At 66.3% G+C, this 21,914-nt stretch carries 19 protein-coding genes and 2 pseudogenes; 16 read left to right on the forward strand and 5 right to left on the reverse strand.

Going from position 1 to position 21,914, the window contains the following annotated elements; translation table 11 throughout:
- Positions 1–24 precede the first annotated feature (24 nt).
- The 3 genes from M9921_14255 to miaB form a co-directional block, all read right to left on the reverse strand.
- Complete coding sequence (locus M9921_14255) at positions 25–534, reverse strand: inorganic diphosphatase (protein ID MCO5298008.1); 510 nt, start codon at positions 532–534, stop codon at positions 25–27.
- Positions 535–609: 75 nt separating this feature from the next.
- Entirely contained in the window at positions 610–981 is a 372-nt protein-coding gene (locus M9921_14260; protein MCO5298009.1) for a YHS domain-containing protein, read from the reverse strand.
- Positions 982–1,099: 118 nt separating this feature from the next.
- Complete coding sequence (gene miaB, locus M9921_14265) at positions 1,100–2,476, reverse strand: tRNA (N6-isopentenyl adenosine(37)-C2)-methylthiotransferase MiaB (protein ID MCO5298010.1); 1,377 nt, start codon at positions 2,474–2,476, stop codon at positions 1,100–1,102.
- Between the two features lie 139 nt (positions 2,477–2,615).
- Between miaB and M9921_14270 the strand changes: the two genes are divergently transcribed.
- The 4 genes from M9921_14270 to M9921_14285 are packed head-to-tail and all read left to right on the forward strand — an operon-like array spanning position 2,616 to position 6,378.
- A complete protein-coding gene (locus M9921_14270; GenBank protein MCO5298011.1) occupies positions 2,616–3,779 on the forward strand; it encodes a vitamin K epoxide reductase family protein in 1,164 nt (387 codons plus the stop codon).
- Positions 3,769–4,872, forward strand: coding sequence for a tRNA 2-thiouridine(34) synthase MnmA (mnmA, locus tag M9921_14275; GenBank protein MCO5298012.1), 1,104 nt, complete (start codon positions 3,769–3,771; stop codon positions 4,870–4,872). Before M9921_14270 ends, mnmA begins: the two co-directional genes overlap by 11 nt.
- Before the next feature lie 51 nt (positions 4,873–4,923).
- On the forward strand, positions 4,924–5,154 hold the full coding sequence (locus M9921_14280) for a YtxH domain-containing protein (protein MCO5298013.1): 231 nt from the start codon (positions 4,924–4,926) through the stop codon (positions 5,152–5,154).
- A 15-nt stretch (positions 5,155–5,169) separates the two neighbouring features.
- Positions 5,170–6,378: an AI-2E family transporter gene (locus M9921_14285; protein MCO5298014.1), complete on the forward strand. Its 1,209-nt coding sequence runs from the start codon at positions 5,170–5,172 to the stop codon at positions 6,376–6,378.
- Between the two features lie 50 nt (positions 6,379–6,428).
- Here M9921_14285 and M9921_14290 read toward each other — a convergent pair whose 3' ends face one another.
- Positions 6,429–8,552: a serine/threonine protein kinase gene (locus M9921_14290; GenBank protein ID MCO5298015.1), complete on the reverse strand. Its 2,124-nt coding sequence runs from the start codon at positions 8,550–8,552 to the stop codon at positions 6,429–6,431.
- Between the two features lie 209 nt (positions 8,553–8,761).
- Here M9921_14290 and M9921_14295 point away from each other — a divergent pair, with 209 nt between their 5' ends.
- From M9921_14295 to queG, 12 genes and pseudogenes are all read left to right on the forward strand, one after another.
- Positions 8,762–9,550, forward strand: coding sequence for a hypothetical protein (locus tag M9921_14295; GenBank protein MCO5298016.1), 789 nt, complete (start codon positions 8,762–8,764; stop codon positions 9,548–9,550).
- Positions 9,551–9,603: 53 nt separating this feature from the next.
- Positions 9,604–11,130, forward strand: a complete 1,527-nt coding sequence (gene guaA, locus M9921_14300) for a glutamine-hydrolyzing GMP synthase (GenBank protein MCO5298017.1) — start codon at positions 9,604–9,606, stop codon at positions 11,128–11,130.
- Positions 11,131–11,253: 123 nt separating this feature from the next.
- Positions 11,254–11,796, forward strand: coding sequence for a hypoxanthine phosphoribosyltransferase (gene hpt / locus M9921_14305; protein ID MCO5298018.1), 543 nt, complete (start codon positions 11,254–11,256; stop codon positions 11,794–11,796).
- A gap of 212 nt (positions 11,797–12,008) precedes the next feature.
- Entirely contained in the window at positions 12,009–13,247 is a 1,239-nt protein-coding gene (gene rho / locus M9921_14310; GenBank protein ID MCO5298019.1) for a transcription termination factor Rho, read from the forward strand.
- An 82-nt stretch (positions 13,248–13,329) separates the two neighbouring features.
- A complete protein-coding gene (locus tag M9921_14315) occupies positions 13,330–13,833 on the forward strand; it encodes a bifunctional nuclease family protein (GenBank protein MCO5298020.1) in 504 nt (167 codons plus the stop codon).
- Between the two features lie 23 nt (positions 13,834–13,856).
- Positions 13,857–15,863: an NAD-dependent DNA ligase LigA gene (ligA, locus tag M9921_14320; GenBank protein MCO5298021.1), complete on the forward strand. Its 2,007-nt coding sequence runs from the start codon at positions 13,857–13,859 to the stop codon at positions 15,861–15,863.
- A 50-nt stretch (positions 15,864–15,913) separates the two neighbouring features.
- Positions 15,914–16,744: a hypothetical protein gene (locus tag M9921_14325; GenBank protein ID MCO5298022.1), complete on the forward strand. Its 831-nt coding sequence runs from the start codon at positions 15,914–15,916 to the stop codon at positions 16,742–16,744.
- Positions 16,745–16,751: 7 nt separating this feature from the next.
- The gene (locus tag M9921_14330; GenBank protein MCO5298023.1) at positions 16,752–17,672 is read left to right on the forward strand and encodes a hypothetical protein; all 921 of its coding nucleotides are present in this window, start codon (positions 16,752–16,754) and stop codon (positions 17,670–17,672) included.
- A gap of 288 nt (positions 17,673–17,960) precedes the next feature.
- A pseudogene (locus M9921_14335) lies at positions 17,961–18,164 on the forward strand (G5 domain-containing protein).
- 204 nt (positions 18,165–18,368) lie between these two features.
- Positions 18,369–18,560, forward strand: a pseudogene (locus M9921_14340) (3D domain-containing protein).
- Positions 18,557–19,381 carry a 16S rRNA (adenine(1518)-N(6)/adenine(1519)-N(6))-dimethyltransferase RsmA gene (gene rsmA, locus M9921_14345; GenBank protein ID MCO5298024.1) on the forward strand — a complete coding sequence of 275 codons (825 nt, stop codon included), beginning with the start codon at positions 18,557–18,559 and terminating at the stop codon, positions 19,379–19,381. Before M9921_14340 ends, rsmA begins: the two are co-directional and overlap by 4 nt.
- A gap of 38 nt (positions 19,382–19,419) precedes the next feature.
- The gene (gene queG, locus M9921_14350) at positions 19,420–20,361 is read left to right on the forward strand and encodes a tRNA epoxyqueuosine(34) reductase QueG (GenBank protein MCO5298025.1); all 942 of its coding nucleotides are present in this window, start codon (positions 19,420–19,422) and stop codon (positions 20,359–20,361) included.
- Positions 20,362–20,450: 89 nt separating this feature from the next.
- Here queG and M9921_14355 read toward each other — a convergent pair whose 3' ends face one another.
- Entirely contained in the window at positions 20,451–21,893 is a 1,443-nt protein-coding gene (locus M9921_14355; protein ID MCO5298026.1) for a glycogen synthase, read from the reverse strand.
- Between the last annotated feature and the right edge of the window lie 21 nt (positions 21,894–21,914).

Here is a 21,914-nt window from a genome sequence, read left to right on the forward strand (position 1 = left end):
GATCAACGACAAACGACCAACGCCTCAGAGATCCGTCCGGAACTCCTGAATGAGCTTGGTGGCGAGCGCGGCGTCGTTCCAGCCGAGCACCTCCACGGATTTCTCCTCGAGGGTTTTGTACACCTCGAAGAAGTGGATGATCTCTTTGCGCGTGTGCTCCTGGAGGTCGTTGATCGATTTCCGGAACGAGTAGCGCGGGTCCTTCGTGGCGACGCAGAGGATCTTCTCGTCCGAGCCCTTCTCGTCGCGCATCTCGAGCACGCCGATGGCTTTGACTTCGACCACGCAACCCGGGAACGTGGGGTGCGACACGAGGACGAGGGCGTCCAACGGGTCGCCGTCGCCATAGAGCGTCTGGGGGATATAGCCGTAATCGAAGGGGTAGAAGAGCGGGGAGTAGAGCACGCGATCGAGCTTGATCACCCCGGTCTTCTGATCGACCTCGTACTTGTTGGTGCTCCCCTTGGGGATTTCGATCACCGTGTTGAAGACAAGGGGGGCGTTCTCGCCGATCGGGACTTCCAAGAGTGACATCCGCACCAAGGATACCGGGCATGAAGAAGCCCCGGTTGCCATACGGCCACCGGGGCTTGCCGAAATCCGCTCGCCCTACTTCTTGGCGATGTACTTCTGAGGATCGGCCTTGAAGTCCTCGGGGCAGCCGTCGCAGCAGAAGTAGTAACGCTTCCCGTCCACGTCCTGGTAGCCGACGGCCTTGGTCTTGTCCTTGATCACGGTGCCCATGACGGGGCACACGATCTCGCCCTTGTCGTTGGTGTAGTCCACCACGCTGGCGTTCTGCATGCCATCGTCCGGCTTCGCAACGGGTGCGTCCACGGCGGGGGCGTTCATGGCGCCGGTTTCCGTCTTCGTGGTCGCCGGAGCCGCGGGCTCGGGCTCGGCGCTCTTTTCACCGCACCCGACCAGGGTGAATCCGACGATTCCAGCGGCCAGCGCCGCCATCCAAATCGAATGTCTCATAGTGTTCTCCTGTTGTGGGCTGGGGCCCAGTTGTCGTACGTCCCCCGTGCTCAATCCGCTCACTCTTGTTTGTTTTGACGGTGGGGGAATGATGGGTGTCAGGGTCCGAGCGAACCGTTCACACCATTTTGCCACGGAGTCCCCAGAGTTGGGCGCCCGTGGTGTGCACCCGCACGAGTTGGCCCCGCTCGGCCGTGCCGGGAAAGTGCACCATCTTGAACTCTCGCGAGTATCCCTGAAGCACTTCTGGGTTCTTGGGAGAAGGGCCCTCGACGAGGACCTCGACGTCCCGCCCCACCCACGACTCGTTGATCTCGCACGAGATCGCGTTCTGCACGTCGATGAGCTTCTGCAGGCGGGCCTTCTTCAAGGGCGCGGGCACCTGCTCCATCGTCGCGGCGGGGGTTCCCGGCCGGGGCGAGTACGCGAACATGAACGCCCCGTCGAACCGGACCCTACGCACGACGTCGAGCGTGGCCTCGAACTCCTCGTCGGTTTCGCCCGGGAAGCCGACGATGATGTCGGTGGTGATCCCGATCGACGGCACCGCGGACCGCATGGCGGCGACGATTTCGAGGTAGCTCTCGACCGAATAGAGCCTCCGCATCCGTTTGAGCATCGCGTCGTGCCCCGATTGCAGCGGCAGGTGGCAGTGCTCCATGACCTGGGGGCAATCCCGGATCGTCTCGATGAGGTCGGACGTGAAGTCGCGCGGATAGGGGCTCGTGTAGCGGATGCGTTCGAGGCCGGGGACGCCCGAGAGCAGCCGCAGGAGTTTGCTGAAGGGCACGTTGCCTTCGGCGAGGTTCTTCCCGTAGCTGTTCACGGTCTGGCCGAGCAGGGTGACTTCGCGGGTCCCGCGCGCCGCGAGCTCCCGCACCTCGGCGACGATCTCCTCGGTGGGCCGGCTGCGTTCGCGCCCTCGCGTCGTGGGCACGATGCAGAACGTGCAGAACTTGTCGCACCCGTACTGGATGGGCACAAACGCCTTCAGCTTCGCATCGCGCCCGACCGCCCGCCGCGGAAGATCCGTCACGACGGCCCCTTTGCGCGCCGGCAGGTCGAGGCGCTTGGCGAACCGCCGTGTTTGGGCGGCCTCTTCGACGAGTCCGGGGATCTGGTTGATCTGCCCCGTGCCGACCACGAAGTCCACGAAGGGGTTCCGCCGGCGAATCTCGTCGGCGCGAAGCTGTGCCATGCACCCGCAAACCCCGACGATGATCTCGGGCCGCTCGCGCTTGAGTTCCGCCAGCTCGCCGAGCAGGGAGAACGCCTTGTCCTCGGGCTTGCGGCGCACGCTGCACGTGTTGAGCAGGATGACGTGGGCCTTGGCGATCGTCGAAGCGGGGGTGAAGCCGATCTCCCGAAGGTAGAGCCCGATCTGCTCGCTGTCCTCCTCGTTCATCTGGCAGCCCCACGTCTGCACGAAGAACGTGCCGCGGGACTTGCCGCCTCGCGGCGCAAGGGTCTGGGGGCGAAGGAGGGTCTGGGACATCGGCGTGAAGGGAATCAGGATACCGCCGGGCGATTCGGGAACGACCCGGTCCCCGGGTTCGTTGCACCTGTCCGAGCCGTTCGTTCGGACCTTGGAGACCCCTCCGGCAGGCGAGGGACGCCCGGCTATAATCAAGCCCGTGACTCTTACCCAGTGGAATCGCATCACGCTCGTCCTGGCATTTGCAGGCCTGTTCGTCGCAGGTGTGCTGAGCCTGTCGCACGTGCTGAACATCGTTCCGCCGTGCGGCGCCTCGGGCGGTTGCGAAACCGTCGCGAACCATCCCAGCTCCAAGTGGTTCGGGGTTCCCGTGGCCTACTTCGGGTTTCTCGCGTACCTCGTACTGGGCGCGCTGGGGGCCGCGCGCTCGTACCAGGGGGTCGGGCGGTCCCGCAGACTCATCGCCGTCGGTTACGCGCTCTCCGCGGTGGGCACCGTCGTGAGTCTGGTGCTCACGTTCTACGCGATCAGCGTGATCCGGGCCACGTGCCTCTGGTGCCTTGCGTCGGCGGGGATCATGGTGCTGAACATGGCCGCGTACGCGATCCTGGCCCAGCGTGCGGCGGACGTCAAGCCCGACGAGGCCGGCCCCGACGCGAACGACGCGGGTACGACGTTTGACTTCAAGCTGCTGGTCGGGCTCGGGCTCGCGCTCCTCGTTTCGCTTGGCATGATGAGCGCGAGCATGGACTCGCGTTCCAAACTGGCCGCGTTCGACAAGAAGGGGATGGCGTCTCTGACAGCCGCCGACTTCGCCCCCGAAGGGGTGCACGCCCTGGGGCCCGTGGACGCGCCGATCACCATCGTCGAGTTCGGCGATCTGATGTGCCACGCGTGCCGGTCGTCGTTCCCCGAGGTCCGGGCGTTCCAGCAGGAGCATCCGACCAAGGTCCGCTGGATCTACCGGCACTACCCGCTGTACCAAAACCCCTCGCACCAGCTCAGCCTCCCCGCGGCGTTCATCGCCGAGTACGCGTCCGAAACGGGCAAGTTCTGGCAGGCGCTCGAGATGATCTACGGCGGCGAGTCGGAGCCGCAGACCGTCGAGGAGCTCTTCGCGATGGCCCAAGCGCTGAATTTGAACGTCGAGGACCTCAAGAAGCGCATGGACGATTCGAACGATCCCATCTACGCGCGCATCCAGGCCGACCTGAAGATCGCGAACGACGCGGGCTTCATGGAGACGCCGACGTTCGCGTTGATTCAGCCCGGAAAGGAGATCGCCGTCGCCAACGCGCGCTCCCTCTCGGTCTTTCTGGCCGAGGACGACGTCCAGAAAGTGCTCAAGGGCGATGGCGGCTAGGCGTCGGCAGATCCTCGTCGCCATGTCGGGCGGGGTGGACTCCAGCGTGGCCGCGGCGTTGCTCGCGCGCCGAGGCCACGACGTGGTCGGGGTCACGATGCAGATTTGGCAGGAGAGCCAGACGGACCCTCGCCATGCGGGGTGCTGCTCGCTGGGCGCGGTGGAGGACGCGCGCCGCGTGGCGCGGCACATCGGAATCCCCCACTACGTGGTGAACTTCCGCGAGGAGTTCCGGGACTCGGTGATCCGCCACTTTGGAGACGAGTACGCCCGGGGCCGCACGCCGAATCCGTGCGTGGAGTGCAACCGGACCGTGAAGTTCGAGATGCTCCTCGAGAAGATGCGCGAATTCGGTTGCGAGCAACTGGCGACGGGCCACTACGCCCGAACGCGATTCGACCGGGCAAGCGGCCGCTGGCGCTTGATGCGCGCGCGAGGCGAGGGCAAGGATCAGAGCTACGTGCTCTACATGCTCGACCAAGCCCAGTTGGGAGTGGCTGCCTTTCCGCTCGGCGAGCTGCGCAACAAGGACGAGACTCGGGCGATGGCGAGGGAGTGGGGCCTGGGCGTCGCGGACAAGCCCGACTCGCAGGAGATCTGCTTCGTGAGCGAGGCGGGCGGCTACGTGGAGTTTCTCAAGCGCACCCGCCCGGAAGTTCTGGAGGCGGGCGAGATGGTGGACGACCGCGGCCGGGTCGTGGGCGAGCACGCCGGCGTGGCCGCGTTCACGGTCGGCCAGCGCCGCGGCGTTTCGATGGCGGCGCCGGACGGGCGCGCCCTCTACGTGCTGCGCCTCGAACCCGCGAACAACCGGGTGGTGGTCGGCCCGGAGGAGGCGCTGCTGAGCCGGGAGGTTTTCCTCGAGGACGTGGTGTGGGGAGCGGCTCCTTCCGATGTCGGGCGGCTCCGCGTCCAAGCAAAGATACGGTACAATATGGACCCTCGTCCGGCAACTCTGATCGGAGGCTCGACGCCACGAATCGAGTTCGACGAGCCGGTGAAGGCCGTGACCCCAGGGCAGATCGCGGTGGCCTACCGAGGCCAGACGGTTGCTGCAGGGGGAATCATCCGGTCCGAGCCGGCGCAGGCCTAGGCGCGCGGCTTCGGGCGTACAATGGACGATAAGGAAGAACGGAGGTTGACAATGAACGATTCCGACGAGAAGAACGCTTTGATCTACATGCTGGCAGGGGTCGGTTTGGGCGCCATCATCGGCGCAGCCGCTGGACTTCTGTTCGCGCCGAAAGCGGGTCCCGAGACGCGCGAAGAACTCGCGAGCAAGCTGAAGGAGCTGAAGGCGAAGACCGAAGATTGGATCGCCGAGCAGCGGGCCAAGAAGCACGCCGGCGAGCCGGCCGAGGAAGTGGGCGCCTAACAGCCCGCCACAGCCATGCTCGGCTGGAGGATTTCGCTGTGGGCGGCCCTTGTTGTGGCCGCCCTCGCGTTTCTGTACCTGGTACGGAGCATCCTCGCGCCGTTCCTGGTCGCGCTTGTGATCGCGGTGCTCCTCGAGCCCACGGTCACGAAGCTCCGACTTCGGGGATACACGCGCACCCGGGCGATCCTGCTCGTCTTCGGCGCGTTTCTGCTCGTGCTGGTCGCTGCGGGCATCTGGCTTGCGCCCGTCGCGAGCAGGCAGGTCGCGGCGTTCAGTACGCGGGTGGAGGGTTACAGCGCGCAACTCACCGCGGAAAACCCGAACGACAACTTCTTTGTGCGCTGGAACCCCGTCGTGCAGGTCGAAGGCTCCACGAACCGCTCCTTTGTCGACCGCTTCCTGGCCGACAACGCGGCGACGTTCGAGCGTTTGGGCCTTCCTTCGGACCGCCGCGAGATCGTGCGCCAGTACATCGAGCCCCAGCAGGCGCAACTGGCCGCCACGCTCCAGGGCTTTTTCAGCGGATTCGTGGGCATCGTGAGCGCCGTCAGCTCCCAGGTGCTCCTGATGCTGTTCACGCCGCTGTTCGCGTTCCTGATCCTCGTGGACTTGGACCGCCTGAAACAACGCTCCGCGGGCTGGATTCCGCCGACCATCCGGGCCGACACCCTTCAGATGCTTGGCGATATCGGCCACGTGTTCGTGAAGTATCTGCGCGGAGTCACCATCGTGGTGATCTGGTACGTGGCGATCGCGGCCGCGCTCCTCACGGGGCTCGGCGCCCCCTATTCGCTCCTGCTCGCGATGCTCTTCGCCTTGCTCTATCTGATCCCCTACGTCGGGCCGGTGATGAATGCGGGCTTGCTCCTCGTGATCACGGGTCTGAGCGGCCGGACGGGCAACATGCTCTTTGAAATGGGCAACCCTTGGGGGTTTGCCCTGGCGATTACCGGCATCTACTTCGTGGTGATGCTGGCCTTCGATCCCCTCGTCTACACACGCGTGGTGGGCGATTCCGTCGGCCTGCGGCCGATCGTGAGCTTCTTCGTCGTCTTTGCCGGGGCGGCCCTGTTCGGCGCGCTCGGCATGTTGATCGCCTTTCCGGTCGCCGGGTCGATCAAGGTGATCCTCGACCGGCTGATCCGCGTCACGTCCGATGGCGAAGGCACCCTCGATCTCCCGGCCCGGCCCAGGCGGCATCGGCCCGCGATCGAGGCGTAGGCTGGTTTGCGGTTTGTGGTTTGGGGTTTGTGGTTTGCGGTTGTCTTGCCTTAGCGCTCTTTGCGTGAACGCTCTCCTTCCATCCGCTGCGCCAACTCGCCCGCACCGACGAGGAGAGTCCTGGGACCCGACTTGGGGTGCACGGTGAGCTCGACCTCCTCGATGTCGAATCCGACCGGGTCCCGTTCGCCGGACAGCACCAGCCAGAGGTAGCCGTCCCGCTCGAACGCGTCCTGCACCGCGTCGCGCGGGGTGCGCCATTTGTGCAGGAAATGCTGGAAAACGATCTCCTGATCGGTCACGGTGAGCTTTCCCTCCGGCCCTGCCGGCACGCCGGAATCTCGGGAGATCCTCGCGGCGCGTCCGCGCCAGAGGAGGTCCGTTTCGGAGGAGTCGAAGGGCAGGGTGCCTTGAACGAACGCTCGCACCAGCAGGGAGTCGAAACGCTCTTCGAAGGCCGGTTCCTCGAGGACGGTCGGCAGTTCGCGTGCGAGCCGGTTCCAATCCTCGAGCGAGAAGGGCTCGCCCGTGTGGCGCGCGAGGATGGGCGAGGTGGTCCTCACAAGGCGCAGGTACGAACCGTCGGTGTCGAACTCGGTGCCGCATCGCTGGCACGTCGGTCCCGGGGACGCGCTCTCCTTTCCAGCGGCGGCCCATGCGAGATGCCGGAGGTCGAAGCGCCGCCCCAAGTGTCGTTCGGCAAACCCGAACGGATCGAGTTCGGCCCCGAGCAACGTGCAGGTTTCGCCTTCGACGTGGTACTCGGCGCCGCAGTGCTCGCACTCCGCGTTGCCTCCGTCGGGAGCGGATCCGATGGCGACGCGCGCCCACTCGTCGGGGCTCAAAGCGCCCCAGGGGCTCCCCTCCGGCACGATCTGGGTTCGGAGCCCGTCCGGATCCTCGTCGAACTGGGCGCCACACGCGTCGCACACCGCGACCACCTGCGAGCGTGGCGAGGCGGCCATCCACTCCGCCCAGGTGTGGATCACGCCCTGGTGCTCGATCCCGCCGCGGACACGGGCAAAGGCCGCGCCGCACGCCAGGCAAGTCCAGGGGCCCCGCCGCCCTCCCTCCAAAGCACCCGTCGGGCAAAGAGGGCAACCGACGGGAGGTTCGGCGTGATCGAAGCGTCTGAGAATACCGCTGGAGCAGCACGGGCACCGGTTGGGCGCCAGATCGCGCGGGCGAATCCTCGCGTCGCGGCACACGGGGCACGTCCAGGCGCGTGCCTGCCGCGGATAGTCCAGCGCCGCGCCGCAAACCGGACACCCGTTGCGTTCGATGCGCAGCGACCGCAACGCCTCCAAGACCGCATCCGCCCGCCCGATCTGGTCGGCAAGGGTCGCGGGTGCCTCCTCGAGCAGCGTGACGAGCGCCCGCACGCTCTCGGGGCGTTCGTCGTAGCGGAGCCGAAGTCCGGCCATGAGGGCGTTCGACACCGCGGGGTCGAGTCCGGGGCGCCATTCGGCCGGCGGGACAAGCCTCGCTCCGGCCACGCGATCGGTCGCGGCGAGGGGGGGCTCGCCGCACAACATGTGGTACGCCGTCGCGCAAAGGCCGTACAAATCGGTCGCGGGTCCCCGTCGGCCGTGCTCGGAGAGCTGTTCGAGCGGGGCGTACCCGGGAGTGAACATCACCGTGTGCCGCTCCGTGTGGTCCGCATGCCACTGGCGCGCCGCGCCGAAGTCGATGAGGTAGCAGCGGCCCGCGTCGTCCAGCAGCACGTTGGAGGGCTTGACGTCCCGATGAAGGTACCCCTGCAGGTGGATGGCCTCAAGCGTCTCGAGGAGCTGGTAGAGGACGTCGAGCGAGGTGTCGAGATCGAGGGAGCCCTCGCGGTCGAGAAGCTCGGCGAGCGTACGGGCGTTCGCGGCCTCGTCCGTCGCGAAGTAGGCGGTGCCGTTGGCCTCGAAGCTCGCGCGCACCGGCAAGAGTCCGGGCGCACGGATCGCCCGCAGCAGCTCGGCCTCCTCGAGGAACCGCGAGATCAGTTTGCCGGACCGATCGCCGAGCAGATCCAGGCGCAGGGTTCCGTCGTCATCGCGCACCACGCCGTGGGGCGCCAGCTCCTTGACCACGCATCGATCCCCGCGCTCGCGGTCGCGGCATCGGTACGCGATCGCGAAACCGCCGCGACCCAAGGTCGCCGCGATCTCGAATCGACCTGCCAGCACGGATCCGTTCGCCAGTGACACGCAAAGGAACGGTACCCGCGCCCCCGCGCCCTTGCGTGAAACCCCTCCCCTTCGCGCCCCTTGCGTTCTTTGCGTGAAACACCCCCCCCTTGCGCCCCTTGCGTTCTTTGCGTGAAATCTCTATCCGCACCTCCGCTTCCCTGCGTGCGTGAAACACCCCCCGCGGCCTCCCCGTCCATAATTCAGCCATGCTCGCCCTCCTCTGCGCCTGCGCGCTCGGACCGGTTCAGTACCGGTTTACACCCGCGACCCAGCACGTCTACGACGTTCAGGTCGTGTTCGACGGGTTCATCCCGCTGCTGGGCGGGCAGGAGGGTCTCGTGGACCTCACCATGAGCGTTGCGGTCGACGGGTTGGCTCCCGACTCGGAAGGCCGCCCGAGAGCCGCCAGCGAGATCAAGGCGTTCAAGCTCGTGTACAACGGAGCAGCCCTTCCCCTGACCGTCGACAACGTGACGCCGTTCTTTCCCAAGACGACCGTGAGCATGACGCCGGGCGGCAAGGTGGTCGTCACCGACGCGCCGGACGTACAGCTCCCCGTGCGGCTCCCCGGACTGCACGTGAAGCGCTTCCCGGACATCACCTATCTCACCGTGGAGTTTCCCGACTCCGAGCCCGAGGTGGGCGTCTCGTGGACCTACACCAAGGCGTTCGGCGACAGCAACGTCGAGACGACGATCACGCCCCGGAAGATCGACGAGAGCGTGGTCGAAATGGACGTGGCGGTGGACCAAACCTACACGGTGCTCGAAGACGAAGGCACGAACGTCGTGGAGAGCGAGAAGGACGCCGTGGCGAGCGTCACCACCCACGTGGCGGGGAAGGGCCGGGCCGTTTTCGATCGCACTTTGGGGGCCATGCGCTCGTTCGAGGTCGTTGCGACCGCGACCAGCGAGGTGCGCGACCTCAAGTCGGGCGTCAAGACCGAACGCGCGCTGAAGACCACGTTGAAGTCGGTGTTGAAAACAAATCCCTAAGGAGCCCGCGACCGATTGCGCTTGGGCCGGGCCGTCCTTCAAACTGGGGGCTCATGTCCCACCAGACCGTTCTCGTCGTCGACTTCGGAGGCCAGTACACCCAGTTGATCGTGCGGCGGGTCCGGGAACTGGGCGTCTACAGCGAGATGATTCCCTGGACGGAGGCCGAGCGCCGGATTCGCGAGGAGGACCCCTCCGCCGTGATCCTCAGCGGAGGGCCCCGATCGGTGCTGACCGAAGGGGCGCCGACGATGGATTTCGCGGCCTTGGAGGGGAAGCCGACGCTGGGCATCTGTTACGGGCTGCAGCTGATGGCGCACAAACTCGGTGGCACCGTCGAGAAGTCTCCGGCGCGCGAGTACGGCAAGCGCAAGCTCACCAAGGCGGCCAAGCAGTCCATCGTCGGCGGCCTGACAAGCGATACGGTGTGGATGAGCCACGGCGACCAGGTCACGGCCATGCCCATGGGCTACGAGGTGATCGCGTCCACCGAATCGTGCCCGGTTGCCGGGTTCGCCAATCCCGAAGCGATGCGGTACGGCGTCCAGTTCCACCCCGAGGTCTCTCACACGCCGGGCGGGAAGAGCGTGCTGGAGAGGTTCTTGTTCGACGCGGCCAAGCTCAAGGGAGACTGGACCAGCGAGAACTTCATCGAAGAGGAGAAGGCGCGCATCCAAGCGCTTGTGGGAGAGCGCAAGGTGTTGTGCGCGGTCAGCGGCGGCGTGGACAGCATGGTGATGGCGGCGCTGCTCAACCGCGCGATCGGCGAGCGCGCGATCTGCGTCTTCGTGGACCACGGACTCTTGCGGAAGAACGAGGCCGAACAGGTCAAAGAGGCGTTTGCGAAGCATCTCGTGGGCGACTTGAAGGTGTTCGACGAGAAGGAGGCGTTCTTTGCGGCGCTTGCCGGCGTCACCGATCCAGAGCGGAAGCGCAAGGTGATCGGCAACATGTTCATCGAGGTGTTTGAGCGCCACGCGAACGAGCTGATGGAGTGCGATTTCCTGGCGCAAGGCACGCTCTACCCCGACGTGATCGAGAGCGGGTCGGCCACCGCGGCAAAGATCAAGACCCATCACAACGTCGGCGGTCTTCCGGAGAAGATGAACTTGAAGCTCATCGAGCCGCTTCGCTGGCTGTTCAAGGACGAGGTTCGGCGAGTGGGGGTCGCGCTGGGTTTGGACAAGGACATCGTCTATCGCGAGCCCTTCCCCGGACCGGGGCTGGCGGTGCGCATCCTGGGCGAGGTCACGCCCGAGCGGGTGCGCATCGTGCAGGAAGCGGACTGGATCTTTCGCGAGGAGTTGCGCGCGGAGGGCCTCCAGCACGGGATTTGGCAATCCTACGCCGCGCTGCTCGATGTACGCAGCGTGGGGGTCATGGGCGACGAGCGGACGTACGAACACCCCATCGTCTTGCGCGCCGTGGAGAGCGAGGACGCCATGACCGCCAGGGCCGCGAACATCCCCTTCGACGTCCTCGAGCACATCGCCACGAGGATCGTCAACGAGGTCGACGGAGTGAACCGCGTTTTCTACGACCTGACGAGCAAGCCTCCGGCCACGATCGAGCTGGAATGAACGGGAGTCGGGGGACGGGAATCGGGAGACGGGAATCGGGAGACGGGAGTCGGGAGACGGGAATCGGGAGTCGGGAGTCGGGAAGCGGGGTGCAGGGGTAGAATTCTTGCTCCCATGAACCGGATGTCCGAGCCCTTGGCGACCGGCGAGACGCTGACGGTGTTGCTCTCCGCGGAGCAGATCCAGGCGAGGATCGGCGAGTTGGCCGACACCATCCGGGGCGACTACGGCGATGAGCCCCTCTTGCTCGTGGGCGTGCTGAAGGGTTCGTACATGTTTCTTTCGGATTTGGCCAAGGAGCTTCCCGGCGAAGTGACCGTCGACTTCGTCCAGACAAGCAGCTACGGCGAGGGGAAGTCCTCCAGCGGCATCGTGCAGATCCGCAAGGACCTCGACATCAACATCGAGGGCCGCCACGTGCTGTTGGTGGAAGACATCGTCGACACCGGGGCGACGCTGGCGCACCTGCGAGAGCTGCTCTCCACGCGCCGGCCCAAGTCGCTCAAGGTGGTGGCGTTGCTCTCCAAGCCCGAGGCGCGTCGAACCCCCACGGCGGTGGAATACGTCGGATTTGAGATCCCGAACCAATTCGTGGTAGGATATGGCTTGGACTACGCAGAGAGGTTCCGTAACCTTCCGTACGTCGCTATCTTCCAGGGAGAGTAGGGTTCATCGCTCGGCGTGCCTGAGTTTCAATCCTCTTCCTTTCCACGCACCCTTTTGTTTGGAGCTTTATGACTCACCAGTTTCGACCGCGCAAGTCCGGCGAAGGCGGCGGCCGTCGCCGTGGACGCCATCGCGAGGGGGGCCTCCCCCGCACCGACAATCCTTCCGATCTCGAGAACCTTCCCGAAATCGACTTCAACCATTTCGACCGCATGACCCCGGCCGAGCTTCTCAAGGCCGTGAAGTCCGCCAAGCTCGATCCGGATCTGGATCGGCACGACCTGATCGTCCGGCTTCTCGAACATGCGAACAAGGGCACGGACGCGCTCTATGCCCGCGGGGTGCTCGAGCTCCTCAACGACGGTTGGGGATTCCTCCGGCGCGACAACTACGTGCCGTCCGCCAACGACGTCTATGTGTCCCAGTCCCAGGTCAAGCGCTTCCATCTGCGCGCTGGAGACGCGGTCTTCGGCCTCGTGCGGGCTCCCAAAGAGGGTGAGAAATACCCCGGCATGCTGCGTGTGGAGAGCGTCAACGGATTCGGCACGCAGGCGCCGGAGATGCAGCACCGCAAGAACTTCGACGAGCTGACCCCCCTTCACCCCGACGAGCGGCTCCGCATGGAGACGGGTTCCGAGAACATCGTCGCGCGCATCATCGACCTCATTTCGCCGATCGGAAAGGGCCAGCGCGGCCTGATCGTCTCGCCCCCCAAAGCTGGAAAGACGACCATTCTCAAAACGATTGCGAACTCGATCACGGCGAACCATCCCGACGTCTCGCTCATGGTTCTGCTCGTGGACGAGCGCCCCGAAGAGGTGACCGATTTCAAGCGGTCCGTGCGCGGCCAGGTCATCAGCTCCACGTTCGACGAACCGCCCGAGAACCACATGCGGGTCGCCGAGTTGTGTCTCGAACAGGCCAAACGCCGAGTCGAGTGCGGCATGGACGTGGTGATCCTCCTGGACTCGCTCACCCGCCTGTCGCGTGCGAGCAACCTGACGATCAATCCATCCGGCCGAACGCTTTCGGGCGGCCTCGACCCGTCGGCCCTCTACCGGCCGCGACGCTTCTTCGGCTCCGCGCGGAACATCGAGGAGGGTGGGTCGCTCACCGTGATCGCCTCGGCCCTCGTCGATACGGGCAGCCGCATGGACGACGGCATCTTCGAGGAGTTCAAAGGCACCGGCAACATGGAGTTGGTGCTCGATCGCGATCTCGCCGAGCGTCGGATCTGGCCCGCCATCGATGTGAAGCGCAGCTCCACGCGCCACGAGGAGAAGCTGTTCGCGTCCGAAGAGCTGGAGGCCGTAGTGCAGCTGCACCGCATGGTGGCCAACCAGCAGAACTCGGTGGATGCGACCGATCAGCTGATCAAGCTGCTCAAGCGCACCCCGACGAACTCGAGCTTCCTCGAAAGCGTGGTCGCCAAAACGCGCGCCACGGTGTGAGGACCCGCGGCTCCCAGCCCGCGACCGTAGGCTGGGCGCCCCCTTGACGCGCAGACGCGGGATGGTGCGGTATCGTGCATCCATGCCGGAGGACAAGGAAGGGCCGGACGGACCCGACGATTTGGACCAGCCGCCTGCGTTCTTTCCGCAGAGCCCGGGTCCCGAGCGTGAACGCGAAGATCTCGGCGAACTCGTCGAGGTGCAGATCGAGGGTGTCTTCGCCGCCGAAAGCAGCGGCTCCATCTCCCGCTTCGTGCTTCTTTCGGACGGCGAGCGTCGTCTTCCCATCCTGATCGGGCCCTTCGAGGCCCAGGCGATCAGCATGCCCCTGGAGAAGGCGCGCCCCGACCGGCCGCTGACCCACGATCTTCTGCGCAACGTGATGGACCGGCTCGACGGGCATCTCGACCGCGTGGTGATCGACGACCTCTGGAACACGATCTACTACGCGAAGCTGTACGTGCGGCGCGGAACCGAGGAGTACGAGATCGATGCGCGCCCGTCCGACGCCGTGGCCCTGGCGATCCGGTTCGATGCGCCGGTCTTCGTCGCGGACGGGATCCTCGAGCAGGCGATGGAAGGGTAGCCGTCAGGCAGAGCGAGGTTCCGATGCCATCCCCAGCCGAGCGAGCCCGGGAACTGCGCGAGCAGATCGAGAGGCACAACTACCTGTACTACGTCCTCGATGCTCCTGAAATCGGCGACACGGAGTACGACCGACTCTTCCGCGAACTGGTCGCGATTGAAGAGGCGCACCCCGAACTCAAGACTGCCGACAGCCCCACGTCGCGGGTCGGAGTCGCCCCGGTCACCGAGTTCGCCCAACACCGCCACCTCGCGCCCATGCTCTCCCTGGACAACGCGTTCGGCCACGAAGAGCTGCGGGCCTACGACGAGCGCGTGAAGCGCGGCTTGGGCACGTCCGACCCCGTGGAGTACTTCGTCGAGCTCAAGTTCGACGGTCTCTCCCTGTCGCTGACCTACGAAGACGGGCTCCTGACGCGCGCCACCACGCGCGGCGACGGGACCACCGGGGAAGTGGTGACCGAGAACGCGCGCACCGTTCGCGGCATTCCCCTTCGCCTGCGTCGGCCCGTGCCGGGAACGATCGAGGTTCGGGGCGAGGTGCTGATGCTCAAGGACGTGTTCCGGGAGCTCAACGAACATCGTGCCGCGCAAGGAGAGGCGCTCTACGTCAATCCGAGGAATGCCGCCGCCGGCAGCCTGCGCCAACTGGACAGCCGCATCACGGCCTCGCGAAGGCTCAACTTCTTCGCCTACTCCGTCGCAGGAGGGTCCCGCCTGGCCGCGACGCAAAGCGGGACCCTCGAAGCGCTGCACGACCTCGGCTTCGCCGTCCGCGGCGAAGCGCAGGTGGCCACCGGGATCGAGGCGGTGCTGGCCTCGGTCGACCACTGGGGTGCGGCGCGAGCGACCCTGCCGTTCGCGATCGATGGCATCGTGTTGAAGGTGAACGACCTGGAGGCCCAGGACGAGCTGGGTTCCACAGCCCGTGGACCCCGATGGGCGGTCGCCTACAAGTTTCCCGCCGAACAGGCGTTCACCCGGCTCAACGCGATCCTGGCCTCCGTGGGCCGCACGGGCACGATCACCCCGGTCGCAGACCTCGAACCCGTGTTCGTAGGCGGCGTGACCGTGGGGCGCGCGACCCTGCACAACTGGGACGAAGTGAGGCGAAAGGACGTGCGCGAGGGCGATACGGTGATCGTGCAGCGGGCCGGCGACGTGATCCCCGAAGTGCTCGGCCCCGTATTGGAGAAGCGCGAAGGCGACCTGCCGGTGCCCCGGGAGCCGGACGTGTGCCCCGAGTGCGCGACGCCCGTGCGTCGGACCGAGGGCCAGGTGGCGCTCAAGTGCCCGAACAAGGCGTGCCCCGCGCAGATCTCGGCCAAGTTGCGCCACTTCGTGTCCCGCGGCGCGATGGACATCGAAGGGTTGGGCGAGAAGCAGATCGACCGGTTCCTCGAGCTCGGGTTGCTGACCGACCTGCCCAGCATCTACCACCTGCACGAACACCGGGCGCAGCTCCTGGAGCTGGACCGCATGGGCGAGCAGAGCGTGGAGAACCTGCTCTCCGCCATCGAGGAGTCCAAACGGCGCCCCTTGGACCGGCTGGTCTTCGGTCTGGGGATCCGACACGTCGGCGACCGGGGCGCGCGCGACCTTGCCCGCCATTTCCGCACCCTCGAGGCGCTTCGCCACTCCGACTTCGAGGCGCTGGTGTCCGTCCCCGACGTGGGGCCGCGCACTGCCGCGGAGATCGAGGGGTTCTTTGAAGATCCCGCCAACCAATCGATGGTGGACGCGTTGTTGGAGGCCGGGGTCGAGCCCATCGAGGCGGAAGCGCCGCAAGGGGACCTCTTCGCGGGCCAGACGATCGTGTTCACGGGCAAGCTGGAACGGTTTTCCCGCGAGGATGCGGAGGCGCTGGTGATGCGCTGGGGGGGCAAGGCGAGCGGCAGCGTGAGCAAGGCGACGACCTACGTGGTGGCGGGGCCCGGGGCGGGCAGCAAGCTCGCCAAGGCCGAACAGCTTGGGGTTCCGGTCCTGAGCGAGACCGAGTTTCTCGAGAAGCTTCCCGAGGGGACGCTCTGAACGCGTTCACCCTTTCCATTCCTGCCGAGGAGCTGGACCTCGCCCGGTGCGTGTCGTGCGGGCAGGTCTTTCGTTGGGAGCATCTCGGAGGAGGGGTTTGGCTCGGGATCGACGGGAACCACTGGTTCGAGGTGATTCTCGACCGGGGGCGCCACCATGTGCGCTCCAATGCCGACGAGCGGGCGTTCCGAGCCCTGTTCCAGCTCGATCGGAGCCTTGCCGAGATCGAGCGGGAGGTGGTGGCGGCAGGCCCGGAGTTGGCGCCCTACGTGGGGGCATTGCGGGGGCTTCGCCAGATGCGGCCGAGTTGTCCCCGAGAGGTGCTGTTCTCCTTCCTGTGCACGGCGAACAACAACCTGGCCCGCATCCTGCCCATGGTTCGCCACCTCGGCGGATATGGGGACGCCATGGAACAGGTGGGCGGGCGCGTCCTCAGGCGGTTTCCGACATTCGAGCGGCTGGCGCAGGTGGACGAGGCCGAGTTGCGGGACGCCGGGTTTGGCTATCGCGCCCGCACGATCCCCGCGGTGGCGCGGCAGATCCTGTCGAGGGGCGAGGGGTGGTGGCGCGGCCTCGCCGCGCTCGGCTACGAGGAGCTGCACGCCGAACTGGTCTCGCTGGCGAGCGTGGGCCCGAAGCTCGCCGACTGCATCGCGCTGTTCGGCTTCCACTGCGACGAAGCCGCGCCGATGGATACGCACTTGTGGCAGGCGTGCTGCCGCCACTACTTCCCGGAGTGGGCCGGCAAGCCGCTGACCGACCACCGTTACCGCGTCGCCGCCCGGTTCCTGCGCGGTCGGTTCGGTTCCCTGACGGGATGGGCGCACCAGTACCTGTTCTACGACAACCTGCTGAACTGGCGGGCGAGGCGCTCTGTATAATCCCAAAATGCTCCCCATCGCCACCGCGCGACGCTGCCTGTTGCTGCTGCCACTGCTCGCCGTGGGGGCCGGGTTCTCCTGCGCCGGGCCTCAAGGAGCCAAACCGCCGAGTTCCGGTGTGCGAGCCTACGGCAAACCGGAAACCCTCTGCAAGATCACCGACCCCGAAGTGGACGAGAGCTCGGGAATCGCGCCCAGCCTCGCGCAACCGGGTGTCTGGTACACGCACAACGACAGCGGAGACTCCGCGCGCTTCTTCAGGTTCGACGAATCGGGGAAGGTGACCGCGGTGTTTTCTCTGGAGGGAGCCCAAGCGCTTGATTGGGAGGACATGGCCTCGGCCAAGGTGGGAGAGAAGCGCTACCTGTACTTCGGCGACATCGGCGACAATGCGGAGAAGCGCTCGTCCGTCGTCGTGTACCGGGTGGAGGAACCCCGCGGCGAGGGGCGGGCCCTGACGGCCTTCGACCGCTTCGAGCTGACCTATCCCGACGGGCCGCACAACGCCGAAACGTTGATGGTCCGACCCGAGACGGGCGATCTCTACCTCGTGGCGAAGACCGCGAAGGGGCCGGCGGGCGTGTACCGCCTCGACGGCGCCGCGACACCGGGTAAGCACGGGCTCACACGCGTCGGCGAGCTGAATCTACCGGGTGCGTTGGAGCCGATGCGCCTGGCAACGGGTGGAGACGTTTCGCCGGACGGGCGGTTTGTCGTGGTGCGCACGTATCTGGGGGCCTACGAGTACGCCGCGGGAAAGGGCTCCGCCTTCGACGATTGGATCGCGAGCCGGCCCAAGAGCATCGTACTCGCGGGCGAGCTTCAGGGCGAAGGCATCGCCTACTCGCAGGACGGCCGATGGCTGGTGACGACTTCGGAGAAGGCGCCTTGCCCGGTGTCCCGAGTCGAGATCGTGACAAGCCGGTAGGAAACGGCGGCGACGGCCGCTCTGAAGATGGACTCGTGGCCAACCGAAAGCTATGGAACCGTTGCCGCGCGCAATCGATGCAGAAAACGAAAGAAAATCGACGATCGAATGAGAAAGGAAACACTCCATATCTCAGGCTCATCGGCACTCAATCCAGATATCTCCGGCTGACGCGGTTTGCAATTTCCCGATGCCAACAAGTACCTTCAACGGTCGACCAAACCACGCAAGAGGAGGTTCCGAATGCGCGTGAATGGATTTCGGCTTGTGTTTGCGCTCATGATGGCGATGCTCGGCACCTTCGGGTGGGCGGGTGGGGCACAGGACCAGAAGAAAACTGAGACCCGGATCGAGAAGGAAGCCCTTCCCTATCCGGTGGAGTACGAATTCAGCCGTACCGTGGGGCCTGGCCGCTTGGTCAAGGTCCGTCATGGTGTCGACGGCGAAGTTCGGCGCGTCTACCGCGTCGTGATCGAGAACGACCGCCCTGTTCGCAAGGAGCTGGTCCGCACCGAGCGCGACGAACCCGTCTCGGCGCTGATCTACATGGGGCGGACGGGCTACACGCCCAGTCGCCACAGCTTCACTCGGGGACGCGTGCTCCAGATGAGCGCGACGGGCTACGACCCGAGCCCGCGCACGATCGGACCAGGCGCGACGGGCCGCACGGCCACGGGCATGAAGGCCGTGTACGGCGTCGTGGCTGTGGATCCGAAGGTCATTCCTCTCGGGAGCCTTGTCTTTGTGGAGGGCTACGGTTTCGCCATCGCGTCCGACACGGGGGGCGCGATCAAGGGCAACCGGATCGATCTTTGCTTTGGGAGCCGCGCCAAGGCGCTGGCTTTTGGGCGCCGCGACGTGACCGTTCACGTGCTGCGAAACCCTTGAACCTCGCGAATCCGGCGACGTTGCGCGCCGTCCTGGCCCTTCACGGGATCGATGCGCGCAAGGGCCTTGGCCAGCACTTCCTTTGTTCCACCGCCGCGGTCGCCGCGATCGTCGCTCGTTTCGAGGGCTTTGCGGGTCTGTTGGAGATCGGACCCGGCCCCGGGGTTCTGACCGCGCCGCTGAGTCGGGGCGCGAAGGTGATCGCGCTGGAACTGGACGAACAGATGGCCGGCGTCTTGGCCGAGTCCGCCCCCCGCGCCGACGTGCGCCTCCAGGATGCGGCGAAGGCCGACCTGGGTGCGATCCTCGCGGAGCTTCCCGCCCCGCGCGGGGTGGTTTCGAATCTCCCCTACTACCTGACGGGGCTCTTGGTGCAATCCATCGCCGACGCGCACGGCTGCTTCGACAAGGCCGTGTTGATGATGCAGCGCGAAGTCGCCGAGCGCATTCTCGCCCAGCCGGGCGAGCGCGAGCGGGGCTCGCTCTCCGTCTATCTCCAAGCCCGGTTCACGCTGACCAAAGTCTGCCACGTGCCCGCCGGATCGTTCCTGCCACCCCCCAAGGTGGACAGCCTCGTGCTGGAGCTGGTCCCAACGGGGTCCACGTTGCCCGAGGCGTTCTTTGCGGTGGTACGGGCGGGATTCGCGCAGCCGCGCAAGACGTTGGCGAACAACCTCGCCGCCTCCGGCCGCTTCTCGCGGTCGGCCATCGACGCGGCGATCGTGGCCGAGGGGCACTCTCCGACCGTGCGGGCCCACATGCTCTCGCTCGCCGAATGGGAGCGTTTGTTCGAACGGTTGGAGGCTGCGCGAGGGGGCTGAGGTCTTGGGATCGGCGGGATCCGCGCTACTATGACCCGATGGGGCTGACCAGCACCGAACTCAAGGGGAGGGCCCTGGAGTTGGGGTTCGACGCGGCGGGCGTTTGTGCCGCTCAGGTGCCCCCGCATCTCGAGGAGTACGCGCGGTGGGTGGGGGATGGTCTTCATGGGACGATGGACTATCTGGCGCGCCACATGGCGTGGAAGGCGCATCCGTCCGCCCTCCTCGCGGGCGTGAACTCCATCCTCGCGTGCGCGATGCACTATTCAGGCCCCGCGCCACGCGAGCCGGGCCGCCCCCGGATCGCGGGGTATGCGCTTGGCAGGGACTACCACAAGGTGCTTCGAGGCAAGTTGCGGGCGATCGGGCGCTGGATCGACGCGCACGCTCCGCAGGCGCGGTGGCGTGTCTGCGTGGACTCCGCCCCAATCCTGGAACGCGACTTCGCCCAGTTGGCGGGCCTGGGTTGGTTCGGCAAGAACACGTGCCTGATCGACAGCCGGCGGGGCAGCCGCTTCGTGTTGGGACTTCTGTTGACGACCTTGGAGTTGGAGTTCGATGCTCCGGCGGTGGGCGGGTGCGGCTCCTGCAGCGCCTGCATCGACGCCTGTCCGACGGGGGCGATCGTTCCGCGGGGAGACCATTGGGGCGTGGATGCCCGGCGCTGCATCTCCTACCTCACCATCGAGCACCGTGGCCCGCTGCCCTCGGAGTATCCGATCGGGGATTGGACGTTCGGCTGCGACGTGTGCCAGGACGTGTGCCCGTTCAACCAGCCGAGGAGCAGCCAGCCCCTGCGCGCGCCCGCAGCGCGCGATCCCGGTCTGCGGGCCCGCCGCGAGTGGCCGGGGTTGGAGCGACTGGCGCAACTCCCGGAGGGGGAGTGGGATGCGCTCACCCAAGGCTCCGCCGTCCGCCGCGCCGGGTGGGAGGGCCTCAAGCGCAACGCGCGGCACAACCTTTCGGCAAGCAAAGAGTGAGCCGCGACCGCAGGGCGGGCGCGCGGTTTACGTCCGGGGAGCTCAACACGCCCGACGAGCGGGCGTGGCACGCGGGAAGGCGGTGAAACCTAGGAGACGGCGCGGTCCGCGCAACGCGCGCGCGCGACCTCGTACACCTGTTCGTACTTCTTCGCGCTCGCGTCCCAGCCCACGTCCTGCCGCATCCCGTGGACGACCATCGTGTCCCAACCGGGGGTGCCGTAGGCGTTGTGGGCGCGACGACATGCGTCCAAGAACGCGGCGGGGTCGCGTGGCCCGAACACAAATCCGTTTTCGCCCTCGTGCACGGTATCCGCGAGGCCGCCGGTCTCCCGTACGACGGGCACCGTGCCGTAGCGCAGCGCGATGAGCTGCCCCAAGCCGCACGGCTCGAAGGCGCTGGGCATGAGGAACAGATCCGAGCCCGCGTAAAGGCGCTGGGCGAGATCCGGATCGAAACGCTCGACGAAGCGGACACGATCGCCGAACCGCGCTTCTGCGGCGCGAAGGTGCGATGCCGAGTAGGGATCGCCGACGGCGAGCACCACGATCTGCATCGGAAGGGCGACGAGTTCCGGGAGGATCTCGTCGAGGAGGTCAAACCCCTTCTGTTCGCTGAGCCTGCTGATGATCGAGGCGAGCGGTGCCCCGCGAAGGGGTTTGAGCCCCACTTCGCTTAACACGGCCCTTCGACACTCGGCCTTTCCGGCGCGATCGTCGACCGAATAGTGGGCGGGGAGTTTGGGGTCGGTCACCGGGTCGAAGGTGTTCAGGTCGATGCCGTTGAGGATGCCCGAAAGACGTCCCTCCGCGTGCAGGTGGCGCATCAGTCCGTCGAGGCCGCACCCGTACTCGGGCGTCTGGATTTCGCGCGCGTAGCGTGGGCTCACCGTGTTGGTTTGGTCCGCGTAGACGCATCCCGACTTGAGGAAATTCACCTGGTTGTGCGCCTCGAGGCGGTGCAGGTTGAAGAGGTGGTGGGGAAGACCGACCTTATCCAGGACCTCGAATCCGAACTCGCCTTGATAGGCGAGGTTGTGGATCGTGTGCACGCTGGCCGCTTCGCCCCACTGGGCGCCGTGGAGTTCGCGCATCAGCACGGGCACGAAGCCGGTGTGCCAGTCGTTGGTGTGGACGACGTCGGGAATCCACCCCTTGGCGGCGAAGCACTCGAGCAGCGCGGAGGCGAAGAAGAGGTACTGGTCGCATCCGGGGCGATACACGGTTTCGCTGTTGACGGCCTTGTTGAACCACTCGTCGGTGCCCAGCAGGTAGATCGGGACGTCGTCGTGCACGCCGCAGCGAAGGTACGCGCGTTTGCTCCATCCCGGATTCATGGCGACGTGGACGCCTCCGACCTCGGTCTCGACCTCCCAGTGGGGATCGTGCTCGACCATCCTGTAGGCTGGCATCACCACGCGCACGTCGTGGCCCAGGGCGCGCAGGGCTTTGGGAAGGGACGCGGCGACATCCGCCAAGCCCCCGACCTTCGCAAACGGTGCGACCTCGGCGGAAACAAATAGAACTCTCACAGAACCCCCACGAACAGACGT

The organism is Fimbriimonadaceae bacterium, from assembly GCA_023957775.1.
Classification (GTDB): domain Bacteria; phylum Armatimonadota; class Fimbriimonadia; order Fimbriimonadales; family Fimbriimonadaceae; genus JAMLGR01.